A 19,082-nucleotide genomic window follows, 5' to 3' on the forward strand; every position below is an offset into this window, starting at 1 on the left:
CTGTATTTTACGAGCTCTCTTTTTTGCGTCTTTTTTAGCCGGAGCCTGCAAATTGCTGGTTAAACGAAGACCTGCAGGAGGGTATAATAAAATATAGTGCTATATAAAGTGCGTATATATGGTGTTACAGCAGGTTTTGATTGATATAACCATTAGACGCTGATCTGGAAGGACGGCTAAGGCAATTGGAGGAATGCTTGTGGGGATGATGTTCTCTTTTCTAAAAAATATCGGGTTCCAGCCATCGCGGCGCTCGTGATGATGTTGCTGGAATTGACGGTAGAGTTATCGCAGCCGTATTTGATCTCCAAAATCATAGATGAGGGCATTCGGCAGCAGAATTTGCCTGTCGTCTGGTTATGGGGCGGTGTACTGGTGGGCAGTGCCATTATCGCTTTTATGGCAGGGATATCGAGCTCCTTTTTTGCTTCGCATGCAAGTCAGGGTTTTGGCTATGATGTGCGGGAAAAGCTGTATCAAAAGGTGCAGTCCTTTTCTTATCCGGTATTCAAACGGTTTGCTACTTCGTCGCTGATTACGCGCCTGACGGGAGATGTCACGCAAGTACAAGATACGGTGTTTATGAGCTTGCGATTTATGACACGGGTTCCGCTGGTGGTCATCGGCAGTATTGTGATGGCCTTGGTTGTACATTTTAGGCTTGGGCTGCTACTGGCGGTTATGGCCCCGGTGCTGTTCGTATTTGTGCTGGTGACGATGCGGAGGACTGTCACTTTGTTTAAGGGTGTCCAGCGGCGCTTGGATGATGTTAATGGAGTAATTCAGGAGAATCTGACAGGCATTCGGCTTATCCGGGTTTTTGTACGGATGCGGCATGAAATTGAACGCTTTGCCCATTATGGAAGCGAATTGATGAAAGGGACGGTGTCCGCTTTACGGTGGACAGAAACGACGATGCCGTTCATTTTGTTTACGATGAATGCAGGGATCATTGCAGTACTTTGGTTTGGGCGCGGTCAAATTTCCACTGGAGATGCCAGTGTTGGACAGGTGGTGGCAGTCGTCAATTATTCCTTGCGGACGATTGGAGCTTTGTCTGCCTTGTCCGGTATCGTTGTGGTATTTTCCCGGGCTACTGCATCCACAGGACGGATTCGAGAGGTTCTGGAAACACCTAATGTAGAGGGGCGAGGGCTGGAGGCTGTTCCAACACAGAACACACGAATGGAGGGACAGGTGGAAATGGATCGGGTGAGCTTTCATTATCCGGGCAGTGATTTGGCTGTATTAAAGGATATATCCTTTAAGGCACGACCGGGTGAGCGAATCGCTATTATGGGAGCTACTGGTTCGGGCAAATCCTCACTTGTACAGTTGATTACACGTCTGTATGAAGAAGATGAAGGTCATGTGCGCTTTGACGGAAAGGACGCTCGTGAACTGGATGGAGCCATACTACGTGAGGCGATTGGCTATGTCCCTCAAGAGGTACTGCTATTCACCGGCTCGATTCGGGATAATATTGCGTGGGGGCTGGAGCATGCGAGTCTGGAGCAGATTCAGGAAGCCGCGCGCATGGCGCAAATCCATCATATGATTGAACGCTTGCCACAAGGCTATGACACCATGCTCGGACAGCGTGGCGTTAATCTGTCTGGCGGACAGAAGCAGCGGCTTTCGATTGCCCGCGCACTGGTGCGCCAGCCGGCAGTGCTGATTCTGGACGATAGCACAAGTGCGCTGGATGCGGGGACGGAAACAGCATTGCTGAATGCACTTGATGGCCTGTCCTGCACGACATTTCTCATCACGCAGAAGATCAGCTCAACTGCATCAGCAGATCAGATTTTACTGCTGGATGAGGGGCGTCTGATCGCAAGTGGAAGTCATAAGCATCTCATGGATAGCTCGGATCTGTACCGGCGTATCTATGAATCACAATACGGAAAGGAGGAGTCGCATGTTCAAGGAACTCATTGAACCGTTCCGTCAGTCTACACCAGAATCCGGTGTGTTGCGAAATCCGGCAGGTGCTGAGGGACGAAGCAAGGCCAAAGCGAAGAACTGGTCTGGCACGGTAGGGCGAATATGGGCTTATCTGGCCCGTCGCAAGGCCAAGCTAATGCTGGTACTGTTCATGGTGTTGCTCAGCTCCGGGCTGTCGCTGCTGGGACCATATTTGGTTGGCGTAGCGGTGGATGATTTTCTCGAAGGTCCGGGTGGACGCACGTGGATTTATTTTCTCATAGGTTTAGGGGCTGTATATTTACTGAACTCGCTGACCTCCTGGCTGCAAAATATCTGGATGATTGAGATTGCCCAAGAGACGGTATACCGCATGCGTTTCGATCTGTTTTCACATTTGCATCGACTCCCCATTCCTTTCTACGGCAAACGTCAGCAGGGAGAAATTATGAGTCGTCTGACCAATGATATCGAAAATGTCAGTTCTACGCTGAACAGCTCGGCCATTCCGATTTTTTCAAGCATATTGACGCTCATCGGTACACTCACAGTGATGCTGTGGTTAAGCCCGTTGATGACTCTGCTAACCTTTATCGTGGTGCCGTTAATGGCAGCCGGGATGCGCTGGATTACACGCCGCACCGGGCCTTTATATAAGGAACGACAGAAGAACTTGGGCGAACTGAACGGATACATCGAAGAAACGCTGTCCGGTCAGCAGATTATTAAGGCATTTTCACAGGAGAAGAGGGTTATTCGTGATTTTCGTGAGCGTAATGACCGTATTCGGCTGTCAGGTTTCTGGGCACAAACGATTTCAGGCTTTATCCCTAAGCTGATGAACGGACTGAATAATCTCAGCTTTGCTATTGTAGCAGGGATCGGTGGCATTTTGGCCATTCGCGGCTCGATTACGATAGGAACGATTATCGTCTTTGTAGAATATGCTCGCCAGTTTACTAGACCGCTGAACGATTTGGCTAACCAGTGGAATACACTGTTGTCCGCCATTGCCGGAGCTGAGCGCGTATTTGAAATATTGGACGAAGATGAAGAGTCCAAGGATGAACGTGGCGCAGTAAAGCTGAAGCATGTAGAGGGAGCTGTGCGGTTTACGGATGTTTCCTTTGGTTATGATGAGGGAAGCGCTACGCTAGAAACGATCTCTTTTGAAGCTAAACCTGGTGAGATGATCGCGCTGGTCGGCCCGACCGGAGCAGGAAAAACGACACTGATCCAGCTTCTTTCCAGGTTCTATAGCCCAGACAAGGGAACGATTACACTGGACGGGCGTGACATTACGACCATAGAGCGTGAAAGCTTGCGCTCCCGTATGGCGTTTGTGCTACAGGACACCTTCCTGTTTCAAGGGACCATTCGTGAAAATATCCGCTTCGGCAGGCTGGATGCCACTGATGAGGAGGTTGAACAAGCATCGAAGCTGGCTAACGCCCACTCTTTTATCATGCGGATGAAGGACGGGTACGACAAGGTGCTGGAAGCGAACGGCAGCGGTATCAGCCAAGGTCAAAAGCAGCTGCTGGCGATTGCCCGTGCGATTTTGGCCAACCCTTCCATCCTGGTACTCGACGAGGCGACCAGCAGTATCGACACCATTACCGAGATGAAAATCCAGGAAGGGCTGGAACGGCTCATGCAGGGCCGAACAAGTTTCGTTATTGCGCATCGGTTGAATACCATTCGTCAGGCTGACCGGATTTTGGTCTTAAAGGACGGCCGTCTGGACGAGCAAGGCTCCCATGAGGAGTTGCTGGCTCACAAAGGCTTTTATAGTGATTTATATTATGGTCAGTTGAGAAAACAAAGCTCATAAGCTGGCTTGATCAACAGATTTACAGGCATATTTAGAAAGGACTACGCTGAAACTCCTTTTCTAAGTATGCCTTTTTTACAGCTACGTAACGTTAAATATACCCATACCCCATAGATGTATGACGGGTTCACCCAAGAAAAGCATCTGCTATATTAGTAGAACAAATAAGAGGTATATTACAAGAGTTCGCAAAAAGGGAGCCTCATGTGTAAGTCCTGCATAAAAAGGTCTCTTTCCGTATTAGCTTGGCTCAATTAGGTTTGTATTTTTATTTACAATGGCTCCTATTTCAACTAAGATGGTTTACACATAGTAAAGGGTTACATAGTGTAAATAGTTGAAGGGGGTTACAAATATGAGCAGCTTACCTAAGTCTGCTAAATTTCCACTTTTCATTTTGATGCTGAATCTGTTTATTGCTTTATTGGGTCAAGGCATGGTAATTCCCATTTTGCCTGAATATCTGAAACAATTTAATGCGGCAGGAGCTGCTGCGGGGTATCTTATTGCCGCTTTTGGAGCAGCACAGTTTATTTTTTCACCTCTAGGTGGTCAGCTTTCGGATAGATACGGGCGAAAATCGATGATTATTATTGGTCTGTTTTTAACCGTCATTTCGGATTTGATGTTTGCGGTATCTACGACATTGCCCCTTCTATATATTGCTCGATTTATTGGGGGGATGGGTATTGGATTAATGGTACCTTCCAATATGGCCTATGTCGCTGATATTACCACTCCTGAAACCCGCGCTAAAGGAATGGGGTACTTGGGTGCTTCCATGAATTTGGGGATGGTGCTTGGTCCGGGGTTAGGCGGTATGATCGCTGAGTTTGGTATAAGGGTGCCCTATTTTTTTGCTGGTGGACTTGGACTTGTAGCAACGCTGCTTAGCTTATATATGCCAGAGACACTGCCTAAGGAACAACGAAAATCCGTTGACCAATGGGTCCGACGGGAGCCCATTCGAAAGCAAATTCTAAATTCATTTCGGACGTCCTATTTTCGTTATCTTCTCCTCATATTGATCATGACATTAGGTTTGATGAATTACGAAACGGTGTATGCTCTTTTTGTGGAACGAAAATACGATTTTGATGCCACTAAAATCTCAATGATCATTACGGTTGGTGCCATAATAGGCATCGTGGTGCAAGTATGGCTACTTGATTATCTCATCAAGAGACTTGGCGAGATGAAGCTCATACGCCTCTCTTTGATTATGACAGCCATTGCTTTACTGTTCATGCTCATTAAGATCAATTTAGGTTATCTGCTGGTGGTATCGGCTCTGTTTTTTGCCTTTAATGCTTTCTTAAGGCCAACAGTAAGTACAATGATCGCTAACTCGGCTGGAGATCGTCAAGGATATGCCGCCGGACTGAATACGACGTATACCAGCCTAGGCAATATATTGGGACCCATTTTAGCAGGTTTATTGTTTGACAAACACATTCAAATTCCTTATATTTTTGGTGCACTAATCCTTGCACCTGCCCTTTTCTTAACCTTTCAAAAATCAAAAAATGAGAAACGGATGGTTGCTAATGACTGAGAACTGGCACCAGAATTTGAAAAACAAAAATCGGGAAGAACTCATTGCGGCTGCGAAGGAACTTTTTATGAAGCAGAGCTTTCTCAAAGTTAATATTAAGGATGTATGCCATGTGGCCGGTGTAAGTCGGGTTACATTTTATAAGCACTTTCAGTCCATGAACGAACTGATTTTTGAGGTCCAAATGGAAATCCTTGAGAGTATGACCGAATTTGTTAGAAGAGCACCTTCAGCCGAAATGAATGGTAAGCAGATGCTTACTTCGATGCTTGATGCATGGATTGATTATGCTTGGCAACATCCAGATTACATCAAGTTTATTCTATTATTCGATCTACATTACGAAGCTTATGATTCAAATCAAGAACTCAAAGAACAGTACAAAAATTTTGTTAGCCGGGAAAAGGAACAACATTTCCTGATAGATGCTCTGGAAGCTGGAATCCAGGATGGATCATTAAAGTCGGATGCTGAACCCTTAAAGACTGCGCATTTTATCTTTACGTCTATGATGGGTTTACTCCAGAAAATGAGCCTAACTTCCAAGGAAGATTGGAATAGTGAATTTCAGGATGTACAAATTGCAAACCGATTTGTAGGGATGTTGGTTCAGTATTTAAGTCCAGAAAGTGATTAGGTAGGAGTCGCTCACCGTATTCCAAGGGATTTCAGTGTCCGATAAAGCGAAATAGAATACCATGGCTCAGTCTGTTAAACTGTGAAAATAGAACGGGTACATATACGTCGCCATATTAGCTTGATCTATTTCGCGGAGGTGCGGGGATGAACGGAAGTCTGTTTGAGCCAAGACTGCGGGACGGGGATTATATTCCCCGTTTTTTTGCTTACTATTACAAGCAATGGCGTGACTATACGATGTCTTACCACGATCATTATTCCACTGAAATTATGTATATGATTTCTGGTTTGTGCAGGGTAGATGTACAAACTGGAGAAGATACGGAAGAAAGCATTACGCTGCGCAAAGGCGAGTTTATTATGCTGGATGCAGGCATCCCACATCGATTGGTGGTGGAAGGTGAACAACCGTGCCGGATGCTGAATGTAGAGTTTGGATTTAAGGAAGGGGTGAGGGTAGGACCGTCTATCCAACAAATAGCAGCGGAGGAACAGGAGGTCACGGCCTTTATGTCGCGTCCATTCCCTTATCTGGTGCTATCGGACCCGGAAGAGGTATATTATGCGCTGAAAAGTCTCGTGCTGGAGCTGGATCAAAGAAAAGAACAGCCGGGTGCCATGGCAGAAATGCTTTTTATGCAATTGCTAGTACGAATTGCACGTCTGCGGGAAGAGGCAGAGCGCAGCAATACGCAGCAAACAGATGTGTACATCAAGCGATGCATTGAATTTCTCCATCTGAACTATGACCGGGATATTGCAGTCAAGGACATGGCCGCAGCCGTCAATCTGCATCCGGGGTATTTGCATCGAATTTTCAAAAAACATACGGGGCTAACGCTTACCGCGTATTTAACGATGTTGCGAATGGACAAGGCCCGTATGCTGCTTCAGCAAACGGACATTCCCATTCAAGAAATTGCCGATTATGTTGGCGTGGCCAGCAGACAGTATTTTCATATGTTGTTCAAAAAGCACACTGGTCAAACCCCTGTTGAATACCGCTCTGCTGTGGAGCGCGATGTGAGGAACTATGCGGAGGAGGGTGGGAGCTGATCATAAAAAACCTCTGAACCATTGCCGATTTAGGTCGGTATGGCTTCAGAGGTCGTATATTTTGAAGCATTATAACAAGTGCTGGGCTTCTTGAGAGCTAAAGTTGGATTATTTTCCGAGCCACATATTTTCCATTTGTTCAAGTGATCTCCCCTTGGTTTCGGGAACCTTGCGCCATATAAAGACTACGACGAACAACGAGATGGCTCCGAATATCCAAAAGGTATTGGAGGGACCTGCTGAACTTAGCAGGGGAGGGAATGCCTGGGAGACCAGATAATCACCGGCCCATAGTGCCATCGAAGCAATGGCGACAGCTTTGCCGCGAATGCGGTTCGGAAAGATCTCCGAGATCATGACCCATACGATTGGCCCAAGCGATATAGCGTAGGAGGCCACGTAGATCAATATCATGATCAGCACGAGCGGTCCGGTAGTTAAACCCATTTTGAATGCGGCTCCAATAATGACCAAGCAGAGGGTCATCAACGAGGTACCGATCATCAGCAGAACTTTTCGTCCCGCTTTGTCGATCAGCCATACGGATACGATGGTAAACAACACATTGATCAACCCGATCCAGATGGTCTGGGTCAAAGAAGCGTCCGTACCGAGCCCCATTCCTTTAAAGATAACCGGCGCATAATACAAAATGGCATTGATGCCGGTAATATGCTGCATAATGGCGAGCATAATACCGATAAAGAGAGCGACCCGAATACCGGGAGCGAACAATTGTTTTAATGAGTCGTTCTCATTTTTGAACGATTCCTTGATATCAAGTACTTCCTGTTTAGCGGCTTCTTCACCGTGAATTTTCAGCAGAATTGGCAGCGCTTCATAAGGCCGATTCTTTTTGATAAGCCATCTTGGGCTTTCGGGTATGAAGAGCATCAAGAGCATAAAGATTAGTCCGGGAACAGCCCCCACTCCGAACATCCAGCGCCAGGCGGTTGAGACACCCCAGGCTTCATCCCCCAAGCTGACGATCCACGAATTCTGAAAATAAACCAGGAAAATGCCCGTTACGATCGCCAGCTGATTTAAAGCAACCAAACGGCCTCGGTATTTGGCGGGAGCGATCTCTGCGTTATACACCGGACAAATGGTGGAAGTGATTCCTATGCCGACGCCGCCGATCATGCGAAAGATAACATACCCGGTGAACGAATCTTGAATCGCAGAGCAAATCGAGCCGACGACGAATAAAAATCCGGCAGCCAGCAATACCTTTTTTCTGCCGATTCTTTCACTCATGTAGCCAGAGAGAGCCGCTCCTGTGATACTCCCTACAATCAGACTCGACACCGCCCAACCAACCTGAAATTCGCTCAGCGAAAAACGCTGCTGTAGGAATTCGACTGCCCCCGAAACAACCGCGATATCAAAACCGAACAGTATGCCTCCAAGCGCGGCTACGATGGATACCAGCGTCACAAACAGCATACTGGGTTTTTCTGATTGAAGCGCTTTCTGTTGAGCGCTTTCATTATGGATGATTACTCCCATATGATCATCTCCCCTCAGATTCCAGAACCTCATTCCGTTCTTCGAGGAGAAGTATAACATGCACCTGTAAAAGAAAGGTCGGTGATCGTCTTCAATAAACGGACCTTTTCATGCACGATTTTGACTTCGATTCCCGAATTCGAGATGAAGGGGCTAAACCTAGCATTACCTTGTCATTCGAGCTTAAAAAAATCCATGTCGATGGTCGACATGGATGAATCTCTGCTATTTTTGGCTTTTGAACTCTGTGGGAGGAACGCCCGTGATCTTCTTAAAGACGCGGCTAAAATAGTTCGGATCCTTATAACCCACTTCAAAGCTGATTTCCTTCAGAGCAAGGTTGCCCTCCTTGATCAGAGAAATAGCTTTATTAATCCTTAGCCGGGTTACGAAGTCGATGAACGTTTCTCCGTATTCCTGTTTGAAGATTTTGCTGAAGTAGTGGGGATTCAAATGGACGAAATCAGCCACCTCTTCCAACGAAAGTTCATCGTTGAAGCGTTCCTCGATATACATTTTTGCTCTGCCTAGCATAGTCAGTGTTTGAACCTCCCGCTGTTCGCGTATCCGTTGCAGTGCTGATATGACGTACGTCTGCTGAAGCATTCCATTCTCCGCTTTGACGGCAAGCTCAGAGGCGTTTCCAGCCTCTGACGACTTCAGTTCGTCAAAGTGGCAGTAACCTCCATCACGCTTGCGTAGGGTGGAGGCAAAAACGGCTTCAAAATAGGACTTGCGAAGTCCTTCCTCGCCGCTATGCAGTGAGCCGATTCCAATAGCCGTTTTCATGCCAAATTGCTGCTGGGCCAGCTCGGAGAGCTGCTGAACAAGGTGCTTAATCAGTTGGCGCCAGTCGTTTTCGCTGGTGGCAGCTGGTTTTTGTAAAAAAGTGGCTACATGATGGTCAATCAGGGAGCTCACAATGGAATTTGGACCATGTGTTTTTACATAGCTTCGGAAATGATCGTAAATTTTCTTTTTGTCCTGCTCGTCTGCATATCCTTCAAAGGCAGCAATGATGGCGCTTCCCTGATCAAGAGGAAAGTCCAGCCATTCCGACAGTTGGGAAGCGCTCGAATCCACCGTCTGGTCGACCATAAGCATTAAAGCCAGCTCATTTTCTGCGAGCGGCATTAGCTGTGAGATTTTGTGCCTAAGCTCCAATTCTTCCGTGCGTGCTCGCTTCTCGCATTCAATTTCTTCAATCAGTCGTTTCAGTGTACTGATGATTAGTTCTCGCTTCGCTGGCTTCAGAATGTATTCTTTTACGCCCAAAGAGAGCGCCTCACGTGCATAAGCAAAATAATCATATGCGGTGACGAGCACGAAACGGGTATCAGGAAGACGCTCCTTTAATTCACGAAGCGCTTCAAGCCCATCGATTCCGGGCATATTGATATCCAGAATGGCAATATGGGGACGGTGCTCTTCTGCGCATTCGATCGCCATGCGGCCGTTGTCGGCATGAATAAACCGAAATACCCCCGGCATCGCCCGTTCCACTATCAATTCAAGTCCTTCCCTCTCTAAAGCTTCGTCATCCGCGATCAACAACCGATACATTCGTCTGCTCACTCTCCTTCTTGACTGGGATTCGTATTGTTATGGTAGTACCTAGTCCGGTATGGCTACGGATTTCAACCATTCCTTCCTTTTCGTAGAACAACTGCAGCCGCCTAAACACGTTTTGCATTCCAAGTCCCGTTGAACTGCTGCTTTCAGCTCCGCCTTCAAGACGGAGCACGGACAGTCGGGTTTCTTCTGTCATACCCTTTCCGTTGTCCGAAATTTCAATTTGCACATCCTCGCCCGCTCTCGACAGCGTCAATGTGATAATGGCCCCGTTTTCCATATCTGCTACACCATGAAGAAAGGCGTTTTCAATAAACGGCTGAATCGTCAAGGCCGGAATTTGCTGCTGAAGTACGGAAGCGTCAAAGTGAAGATCAAAGCAAATTCTGTCCCGGAAGCGCGCCTGCTGGATGGTCACGTATTCGTTTATATGATTCAGTTCCTCCTGGAGCGTTACGGGTTTGTCCAGCTTTTGCAGACTGTACCGTAGTAGATTGGACAGCGAAACGATCAGGTCGCTGGTCTTCTCCGCCCCTTCCAGGATCGCCAGTTTGGAGAGCACATTTAAGGTATTGAATAAAAAGTGCGGGTTAATTTGATTTTGCAGAGCCAAAAGCTCTAGCTCCTTCACAAGCCGCCGCATTTCCAGACTCTGTTTATCTTTTTCGATAAGGATGCTCAAATCAGCAGACATTTGCGAAATGGCGTCCGCCAATACGCCTAGCTCGTCATCCCGTCGCGGTTGGGGTTGGGGCTCGATATTCAGATCACCTGTGGCGATTCGCTTCGCCAGTCTGACAAGTCTGCCGACAGGGCCAGTAATGCTGCGCGAGATCCAGATGGCAAGCAAAACACCCATCAGCGCGTTCATGCCGAACAACGCCATTCCCAATCCGTTCATTTGCTCATTCTTGTTCCGGATGTTCTCGATGATCGGTCGGTAATAAGCCAGTTCAGCATCGATCAGTCGCTGGCCCTCCTCATGAATATAGCTGACGGTTTTCTCCGCTTCAATATAATGTTCAAAAGCCGATTGAGGATCTTGTGCCTTTGCATCCAGAACTGCGGCTTGTTTCTGTTCAAGAAATGTGGCTAACAGATTCATGTAGTCCTCCTCGGCAAAAGAGGGATCGGTCGAGTCGGAGACTTCCTGGATTCTGCCTTTTAGCTGTTTCAATTGGTATTCTGTTAGGCCCTGCACATCCTTATCGTCTCTTGGATTGAGCAGATAGGCATATAGGAGATTTAAGTTGCCCTCCGCCGATTCGGAGGTTTGCTCGATGAGAAGAATGCGGCCAAGCATTTCATTGTAGCTCTGTTGTACAACCTTTCCACTTTGGAATACGAAATAAGCGATGATATTGGCAAACACAACTAGAAGAGGGATGAACAGAAGCAGCTTCTTTCTGATCGTCATCGCTTGTTATCTCCAGACATGTCATCGGGAGTGTCTGCATGCACTTCATAAACTCTGGTATATGTTAATTCCTGAGGATGACTCCCCTTTAGATAATCATTCAGCAATTTTATGGCCTTGGCCCCCATTTCCTCTGGCTGTTGCACAATGGTCAGTTCGATTTTGCGATCTTTAATAGCTTTCAACGTTTCGGCCATATCGTCAAAAGCAAAAATTTGCAAGTTCTGCGCTCCACGCCGTTCTGTAGCCTCCAGAATGCCAAGGCCGTCCAGCGCACTGAATCCGACCATGTAGCGAATCTGCGGATAATGGGTGAGCATGTTCTGAGCTTGCTGGGCTGCCTGAAGCCGTGAAATATTTGAGGAGCGAATCTCCACAATGCGGAGCTTGGGATAGCGGCTGATCACGGAACGAAATCCGGCAAGCCTGAGCCGCTGATTCTCGACGCGCTCGCTGCTGATCATCACTCCAATATCGCCACGCTCCCCAGAGGCCTTCGCCAACAGCATGCCCATCTGTTTTCCTGCTCCTTCGTTATCCGTTCCAACGTAAGCTAGTCTCCGGGAGTCCGGCTCATCCGTATCGATCGTGATGACAGGTATGCCAAGGCCGGCCGCTTTGTCGATTAATCGGCGATACTCCGGATCATTTATCCCTTGAACCAGAATCGCATCCGCCTTGGCGGCGATCGCTTTATCCAGCAGTTTGATCTGCTCGGACGGATTAATGCGGTCCGGTCCGATATAATCGAGCCGTATACCGTACTGCTCCGCTTCCTTTCGAGCTCCTTGTTCGATTGAGCGCCAGTAATAATTGTCCAGCTCTTGCGATATCAATACCACTTTTGTATCGGAACCCCTGTCGTTTGGTGAAACCGTCTTCAATTGTTCTGTAAATTGGTGAATTTGAAGAGAAGACAGAGTGAACTGAAAGAGCAGCCAGGCAAATAGCAGGAAGACGGGAATAAGGATAAACGTCCATTTACGGTTTGACATGTCTTGCTCCTTTGGGAATATTTAGAGACACAACTCATTAAAAAATAACATCGCTAAATCAGACTATGCTTTTTAAAGCTGTGAAACAGTCCATCTTCATCCACAGCATCCGTAATGTCATCTGCAATGGCTTTGAGGCCCGGTTTGGCATTTCCCATGGCAATTCCTAGCGCACAATATTCAATCATTTCAGCATCGTTCATCCCGTCTCCGATAGCAATGGTGTCTTCTTGGGATCTTCCCAGATGCTCAATAAGCTTTTCAATAGCTACGGCTTTATGAATACCGGGAACCATTAGCTCACCACTGTCTTGCCCGAAGGCAGATACAGTACATTGAATAACCTCAAATTTCCCTGCGAATTCCTTTTTGATTTGTTCGAAAGGAACATTTTTGTTTTCCAAAAAACATGCTTTGTTCACGTCACTACGGTATAGGTTGTCCTCGCCTATAGTTAGGCCGGTGATAAAAGGATGCGGGCGTTGTTCTTTTTTTTCTCTGGCTACGGGATCATTGTCCACATCTCCATAGATAAGCCGTTCTACATGGGGCAAAAAGTTTTTACTCGCAAACAACCCCCCGTTCGATTCCAAATAAAAGTCCAAATCATGCTCATCAAAGTAATCGACCATATGTCTAACATCTTCATCCGATACTTTGTGGTGATATAACATCTCACCTTCAATTTCTACAAAGCCACCGCCAGCTCCGATGATCCCGTCAAAACCGATCTCCATGATAAAATCATAAATCTCCGCTTTGGATCGGCCAGTGCATAAATAAATCAGATGTCCGTTTTTTCTCGCTTCGATACATGCTGTTTTTGCAGATTCGGGAATCATACCGTCATCATCCACTAGCGTTCCATCTATATCTAAAAAGATAATCTTTTTGTTCATCTTAGGGCTACTCCTTGCTCTCCAATATTTTCTTTTATGTTACTACATTTATCGCACTTAAAGTACATATTGAACTGAAGAAACATTACACAGAAAGAGAGAGAGACGGGATGGAACGAAGTGGAAAAGGGCAACCCTCTGCTAACGCGAAAGTTAGGATTTTAGACACTTAAGTGCGAAACTGGTCATGATTTTGATAACGCTTTCCGCAGGCATATTGCTACAATGGCGGTATATTACAATTCTAATTACCGGAGGTTGAATGCCGTGTCATTTAAAGTAGCTTTTATTGGAGCAGGAAGCATCGGTTTTACCCGTGGAATTTTGCGGGATCTGTTATCGGTACCGGAGTTTAACAATATTGAAGTGGCTTTTACGGACATCAGTCAGCACAATCTGGATATGGTTACTGAACTGTGTCAACGGGATATTCGTGAGAATGGTTTGTCCATACAAATACAGTCCTCTACGGATCGAAAGGTAGCTCTAAAGGATGCCAAATACGTCATTTGTACAATCCGTGTCGGCGGTCTCGAAGCTTTTGCGACCGATGTGGATATTCCGCTAAAATACGGTGTGGATCAATGCGTGGGCGATACATTATGTGCAGGAGGCATCATGTATGGTCAGCGTGGTATCGCTGAAATGCTGGAGATTTGCAAAGATATCCGCGAGTTAAGTGCACCGGATGTACTGCTGTTGAACTACTCGAACCCCATGGCAATGATGACCTGGGCGTGCAACAAGTACGGCGGCGTGCGTACGGTTGGTCTATGTCATGGCGTTCAGAATGGGCATCACCAAATTGCCGAGGCGTACGGTCTGGAGAAGCAGGATGTGGACATTGTATGCGCCGGAATCAATCACCAAACATGGTATATTCAGGCCTCACATAAGGGCAAGGATCTGACAGCCGGACTGCTGGAGGCATTTGAACAACATCCTGAATTTAGCCGCACCGAAAAGGTACGCATCGATATGCTTCGTCGTTTTGGCTATTACAGCACAGAGTCGAATGGTCATCTCAGTGAATATGTGCCTTGGTATCGGAAGCGTCCGAATGAAATTCTGGACTGGATTGACCTGGGCAACTGGATCAACGGAGAAACAGGCGGCTATCTGCGTGTATGTACGGAAGGACGCAACTGGTTTGAAACAGATTTCCCCAACTGGATGAAGGAAGAGCCACTGGAGTACAAGGCAGAGAGTCGCGGTGAAGAGCACGGCTCATACATTATCGAAGGTCTGGAAACAGGACGTGTATACCGGGGACATTTTAATGTTATTAATCATGGGGTAATTTCCAACCTGCCGGACGATGCGATTATTGAAGCCCCTGGATATGTGGATCGGAATGGCATTTCCATGCCGCATGTTGGAGAACTGCCGCTCGGTCCTGCTGCCGTGTGCAATGTTAGTATTTCCGTTCAGCGTTTGGCTGTCGAAGCGGCTGTACATGGAGACGATAAGCTGCTGCGCCAAGCGTTTATGATGGACCCGTTAGTGGGCGCGGTGTGTAATCCAAAAGAAATTTGGCAGATGGTCGATGAGATGCTGGTGGCACAGGAGGCATGGTTGCCGCAATATGGAGCAGCGATTGCCGAGGCGCGCCAACGTTTGGCTGCAGGCGATCTGATTCCGACCCGACCTTATGAGGGAGCAGCGCGGCTTAAGGTGAAGACGGTTGAAGAAATGCAGCTGGACCGGGATGCTGCCAATAAAAATGCAGGACAATCCGACAAAGGCAAGGATCGCGAAAAAGTGCAGAACAGCAAGGCGTAACAGCTACTTGGTACAATTGAAGTAACGCTCATTCTATGGCCTGTTAATAAACAGAGACGGATGGAACAGCAATAAAAGGGTGTTTTCATGACCATAGGTCTGGAACACCCTTTTTGCTGTCGATAGATTTAACGATTTGGCGTAGCTGATAACCTGAGGTTTATCATTGTCGATTTGGGCTGGCGGAAATTAAAGAATACAGTCTTGTTTTTTATGAATCCACTCTTTTACTGTCGACTCTGAATCTCCTGAGAGCTTGTCATAGCAGGGAAGTTCAACAAGTGATAGAACCGATCTTAGAAAAAGAGGCACCCTGCCGGACCGTCGTTGTGGCAATTCAAATACCTAATTAATAATTGTAGTCCTTAATTTATTCAATTTACAGCAGATTTCCAGCTCACTATAATCTAACATAGGAGGTGACAAAAAGGGGAAAATGTGAGCGCATGAACAAATAGAAAGCGCTTACCTTTCACAACTATGAACGCTACTTTTTCTAGGGAGAGAGTAGGCGTAACACACATTTAATCATATAACAATCAGGTGCCGACATAGGAAGATTCAATAAAATCTACGGAAAGATAGGTGAAGCAATTGAAAACAAAGCAAGTGCTTCGTAAAGGAATGAAGTATGCTTTTGCGCTATCACTCGTCGCAAGCAGCTTTCTACCAGGTGCAGGATTTACGGATAAAATACATGCAGAATCCCATGTCGATAATCCATACCAAGGAGCGACAAAATACGTTAACCCTGATTATGCGGCTAGTGTCGACACATCGATTGCCAAGGTTACGGATGCGAACCTGAAGGCAAAAATGCAAACGGTCAAAACGTTCCCGACAGCCGTATGGCTTGATCGTATTGCTGCTATTAACGGCGGTGGGGGCAAGCTTGGCTTGGAAGCACATTTGGACCAAGTATTGGCGCAAAAGAAAGGCAACACACCGATTACCGCGGAATTCATTGTGTATGATCTGCCCGGACGAGATTGTCATGCCTTGGCTTCCAATGGTGAATTGCCGTTGACCCAGGCAGGTCTGGAAACGTACAAAAAGGATTATATTGACAAAATCGCTTCTATTTTTGCGAATCCCAAATATAAGGATATTCGCATCGTAGCGATCATTGAACCGGACAGTTTGCCAAATCTGGTAACCAATCTGGATACTCCCCAATGTGGACAAGCCAAATCTACAGGAATTTATGAGGCTGGCGTTAAATACACAATGAATAAGCTGAACGAGATTCCGAATGTGTACAAATACGTGGATATCGGTCACTCTGGCTGGTTAGGTTGGGATAACAACCGTGCAGCAACGGTATCTCTGTTTACAACTATCTTCAAAGATACTAGCAAAGGTCTGGCCAGTGTGGATGGCTTTATCACGAATACAGCCAATACTTCACCGTTGACAGAACCGAATCTGCCTGATCCCAACCTGAATATTGGCGGGCAGCCGATCAAATCGTCCAAATTCTACGAATGGAATCCTAATTTCGATGAATCGGATTTCGCTGAGTCCTTGCATAGAGATTTTGTCAATGCAGGCTGGCCAAGCTCGCTCGGCATGTTAATTGATACCGGCCGTAATGGATGGGGAGGACCTAACCGTCCGACTTCCGCAGTCGGCAATGATATTAACTCCTATGTAAACTCAGGTCGTGTGGACAAACGTTCGCACCGTGGTAACTGGTGTAATAGCAGCGGAGCAGGGATGGGAACACCGCCACAAACGGCTCCAGCTGGCCATATCGATGCCTATGTCTGGGCGAAACCTCCGGGTGATTCCGATGGTTCCAGCTCACTCATTCCGAACGATGAGGGTAAAGGCTTTGACCGTATGTGTGATCCTACCTATACAACCAAGGATGGCACATTAACAGATGCTTTGCCGAATGCACCTATTTCAGGAGCATGGTTCCATGATCAGTTTGTGATGCTGGTACAAAATGCGTACCCTGCAATCGTGCCTTCCAGTGGTGGTGTGGACCCAGCGCCTACAGCTCCAGCTGTACCTTCAGGCTTAAAGGCTACTGTGGGTAATGCACAAGTAACGCTGACTTGGGATGCGTCTACGGGTGCCGACAGCTACACCGTAAAACGTGCCACTAGCGAAGCAGGTCCTTTTACAGCCGTGGCGCCTCTTGTAACAGCAAGAGAATACACGGATAAGGGACTGACGAACGGAACAACGTACTTCTATGTTGTAAGTGCTACGAATGCGAAAGGAACAAGTAAGGATTCAGCAACGGTAAGCGCTGAACCAAAAGGTACACCGACAGATCCAACCGACCCTACAGATCCAGCGGGTGATCTGGTGGTAATGTATCGTGCTGGGGACACGGATCCAGCGAATAACGCTGCCAAGCCTTTCTTTAACCTGAAAAATAAAGGTACAACACCCGTGAAGCTGAGCGAGCTGAAAATCCGCTATTACTTCACGAAAGATGGCAGCCAAGAGCTGCAATCTGCGGTAGACTGGGCGCAAGTAGGTAATGATAATGTGCTGCGCACCATTAAAGACAACTATATTGAAATTGGATTCAGTGCGGCTGCCGGGACGCTTGCTGCTGGAGCGCAAACAGGTGATATTCAGATCCGCATGAACAATAGCGACTGGTCTAATCTGAACGAATCCAATGACTACTCCTTCGATCCAACCAAAACTTCTTATGCTGAATGGAACAAAGTAACGTTGTTCCACAACGATAAGCTGGTATGGGGAATCGAGCCTTAGGATTTGGCCAGAACATGTGCCCTTGAGTGATTAAAAAGTGGTAAAAGAAGGCTACGGCATAACTGTCGTAGCCTTTTTTTTAACGTCTTCAAATAAAGAATTCGATGACCAAGGGAATAAGCATTCAAATTGTGTATAATGAAAAAAAGAATGCTGTTCTACTGTGGAGGTCATCATGAGCAAAAAGTTAATCTTAGATGTAGATACGGGCATTGACGATGCGCTTGCTATTGCGTACGCGGTCCATTCGCCGGAATTGGAGCTACTTGGTATTACAACCACCTTTGGCAATATCTCAGTGGAGGAGGCAACACGTAACTCACTGATCCTGCTGGAAAAACTGGGGGTAGAGGCTCCGGTCGTGTCTGGGGCTCACAAGCCGTATGCCCGTGAGCTGTTCAAGCCATATTCCCGTCATATTCATGGTGAAGACGGCATTGGCAACCAGCTAAAAGGAGCGCCGTCCCGTCAGGCAGCGTCTGGAGATGCGGCTGATTTTATCATTGGACAGGCTCGTCGCTATGAAGGCAAGCTTACACTTGTAGCTGTGGGACCGCTCACCAATCTAGCGATTGCTCTGGATCGTTGTCCGGAATTGCCTCAATTACTTGACCGCCTCATTATCATGGGCGGCGCGGTCACGGTGAAAGGGAATGTAACTCCAACGGCAGAAGCCAATATCTATGCCGATCCAGAGGCAGCAGCCTATGTGCTGGAAGCAGGTTTTCCGCTTACGCTCGTTGGGCTGGACGTTACCATGCAAACCCTGCTTCCCCAGCAGGAAGTGGACAAGTGGCGTGAGCAAGGGACTGAGCTTGGTATGTTTATGGCGGATATGACCGACTTTTATATGGAAGCCTATCGCAATTTCAGACCTGGTATTGCAGGCTGTGCATTGCATGATCCACTAGCCGTAGGGTTAGCTATTGACTCCAGTTTTGTGGAGACGCGTCCAATGCACATTGCCGTTGAGGTAGGGGATTCCACCGAGGTTGGTCGCACCCGAGAGGTACAAAATGAGACTGGAGCTCAAACGCTGACTACGATTGATGTGGCACTTAAAGTAGACGCTGAGCGATTTTTGCGTCATTTTCTTAGCCGGGTGGTATAAAAAAATAATCTAAAGATTGCCGATGAACCTGCATCGGCAATCTTTTGT

Annotated in this window: 13 protein-coding genes; 8 read left to right on the forward strand and 5 right to left on the reverse strand. The window is 47.0% G+C overall.

Annotation, left to right across the window (positions count from 1 at the left end; all coding sequences use genetic code 11):
- Window positions 1–258 precede the first annotated feature (258 nt).
- The 5 genes from PPM_RS05150 to PPM_RS05170 all read left to right on the forward strand — a co-directional run bounded on the left by PPM_RS05150 (window position 259) and on the right by PPM_RS05170 (window position 7,010).
- The gene (locus PPM_RS05150; RefSeq protein ID WP_013369670.1) at window positions 259–1,941 is read left to right on the forward strand and encodes an ABC transporter ATP-binding protein; all 1,683 of its coding nucleotides are present in this window, start codon (window positions 259–261) and stop codon (window positions 1,939–1,941) included.
- Window positions 1,922–3,760 carry an ABC transporter ATP-binding protein gene (locus tag PPM_RS05155; protein ID WP_013369671.1) on the forward strand — a complete coding sequence of 613 codons (1,839 nt, stop codon included), beginning with the start codon at window positions 1,922–1,924 and terminating at the stop codon, window positions 3,758–3,760. Before PPM_RS05150 ends, PPM_RS05155 begins: the two co-directional genes overlap by 20 nt.
- Window positions 3,761–4,115: 355 nt before the next feature.
- The gene (locus PPM_RS05160; protein WP_014599519.1) at window positions 4,116–5,315 is read left to right on the forward strand and encodes an MFS transporter; all 1,200 of its coding nucleotides are present in this window, start codon (window positions 4,116–4,118) and stop codon (window positions 5,313–5,315) included.
- Entirely contained in the window at window positions 5,308–5,952 is a 645-nt protein-coding gene (locus PPM_RS05165) for a TetR/AcrR family transcriptional regulator (protein ID WP_013369673.1), read from the forward strand. Before PPM_RS05160 ends, PPM_RS05165 begins: the two co-directional genes overlap by 8 nt.
- 146 nt (window positions 5,953–6,098) lie before the next feature.
- Window positions 6,099–7,010 (forward strand): helix-turn-helix domain-containing protein, encoded by a 912-nt coding sequence (locus PPM_RS05170; protein ID WP_013369674.1) that lies wholly within the window; start codon window positions 6,099–6,101, stop codon window positions 7,008–7,010.
- 108 nt (window positions 7,011–7,118) lie between these two features.
- On the opposite strand, the gene PPM_RS05175 is transcribed toward PPM_RS05170, so the two are convergent.
- The 5 genes from PPM_RS05175 to PPM_RS05195 form a co-directional block, all read right to left on the reverse strand.
- Window positions 7,119–8,519 (reverse strand): sugar porter family MFS transporter, encoded by a 1,401-nt coding sequence (locus PPM_RS05175; RefSeq protein WP_013369675.1) that lies wholly within the window; start codon window positions 8,517–8,519, stop codon window positions 7,119–7,121.
- 225 nt (window positions 8,520–8,744) lie between these two features.
- Window positions 8,745–10,082 (reverse strand): response regulator, encoded by a 1,338-nt coding sequence (locus tag PPM_RS05180; protein ID WP_013369676.1) that lies wholly within the window; start codon window positions 10,080–10,082, stop codon window positions 8,745–8,747.
- Entirely contained in the window at window positions 10,057–11,508 is a 1,452-nt protein-coding gene (locus tag PPM_RS05185; protein ID WP_013369677.1) for a sensor histidine kinase, read from the reverse strand. The genes PPM_RS05180 and PPM_RS05185 overlap by 26 nt, the downstream gene beginning before the upstream one ends.
- Window positions 11,505–12,503, reverse strand: coding sequence for a substrate-binding domain-containing protein (locus PPM_RS05190; protein ID WP_013369678.1), 999 nt, complete (start codon window positions 12,501–12,503; stop codon window positions 11,505–11,507). The genes PPM_RS05185 and PPM_RS05190 overlap by 4 nt, the downstream gene beginning before the upstream one ends.
- Before the next feature lie 53 nt (window positions 12,504–12,556).
- Window positions 12,557–13,402, reverse strand: a complete 846-nt coding sequence (locus tag PPM_RS05195) for a Cof-type HAD-IIB family hydrolase (protein ID WP_013369679.1) — start codon at window positions 13,400–13,402, stop codon at window positions 12,557–12,559.
- Between the two features lie 267 nt (window positions 13,403–13,669).
- On the opposite strand from PPM_RS05195, the gene PPM_RS05200 reads away from it, so the two are divergent.
- From PPM_RS05200 to PPM_RS05210, 3 genes are all read left to right on the forward strand, one after another.
- Window positions 13,670–15,184 (forward strand): alpha-glucosidase/alpha-galactosidase, encoded by a 1,515-nt coding sequence (locus PPM_RS05200; RefSeq protein ID WP_013369680.1) that lies wholly within the window; start codon window positions 13,670–13,672, stop codon window positions 15,182–15,184.
- A gap of 585 nt (window positions 15,185–15,769) precedes the next feature.
- Entirely contained in the window at window positions 15,770–17,923 is a 2,154-nt protein-coding gene (locus tag PPM_RS05205; RefSeq protein ID WP_013369681.1) for a glycoside hydrolase family 6 protein, read from the forward strand.
- Between the two features lie 175 nt (window positions 17,924–18,098).
- Window positions 18,099–19,034, forward strand: coding sequence for a nucleoside hydrolase (locus PPM_RS05210; RefSeq protein WP_013369683.1), 936 nt, complete (start codon window positions 18,099–18,101; stop codon window positions 19,032–19,034).
- Window positions 19,035–19,082 lie beyond the last annotated feature (48 nt).

The sequence above is a fragment of the Paenibacillus polymyxa M1 genome (assembly GCF_000237325.1).
Lineage (GTDB): Bacteria > Bacillota > Bacilli > Paenibacillales > Paenibacillaceae > Paenibacillus > Paenibacillus polymyxa_C.

Bases quoted from the DNA above. Each gene is read 5' to 3' on its own strand.
- PPM_RS05165 (WP_013369673.1), top strand. From the start codon at position 5,308: ATGACTGAGAACTGGCACCAGAATTTGAAAAACAAAAATCGGGAAGAA.
- PPM_RS05155 (WP_013369671.1), top strand. From the start codon at position 1,922: ATGTTCAAGGAACTCATTGAACCGTTCCGTCAGTCTACACCAGAATCC.
- PPM_RS05190 (WP_013369678.1), bottom strand. From the start codon at position 12,503: ATGTCAAACCGTAAATGGACGTTTATCCTTATTCCCGTCTTCCTGCTA.
- PPM_RS05185 (WP_013369677.1), bottom strand. From the start codon at position 11,508: ATGACGATCAGAAAGAAGCTGCTTCTGTTCATCCCTCTTCTAGTTGTG.
- PPM_RS05195 (WP_013369679.1), bottom strand. From the start codon at position 13,402: ATGAACAAAAAGATTATCTTTTTAGATATAGATGGAACGCTAGTGGAT.
- PPM_RS05175 (WP_013369675.1), bottom strand. From the start codon at position 8,519: ATGGGAGTAATCATCCATAATGAAAGCGCTCAACAGAAAGCGCTTCAA.
- PPM_RS05180 (WP_013369676.1), bottom strand. From the start codon at position 10,082: ATGTATCGGTTGTTGATCGCGGATGACGAAGCTTTAGAGAGGGAAGGA.
- PPM_RS05170 (WP_013369674.1), top strand. From the start codon at position 6,099: ATGAACGGAAGTCTGTTTGAGCCAAGACTGCGGGACGGGGATTATATT.
- PPM_RS05210 (WP_013369683.1), top strand. From the start codon at position 18,099: ATGAGCAAAAAGTTAATCTTAGATGTAGATACGGGCATTGACGATGCG.
- PPM_RS05150 (WP_013369670.1), top strand. From the start codon at position 259: ATGATGTTGCTGGAATTGACGGTAGAGTTATCGCAGCCGTATTTGATC.
- PPM_RS05160 (WP_014599519.1), top strand. From the start codon at position 4,116: ATGAGCAGCTTACCTAAGTCTGCTAAATTTCCACTTTTCATTTTGATG.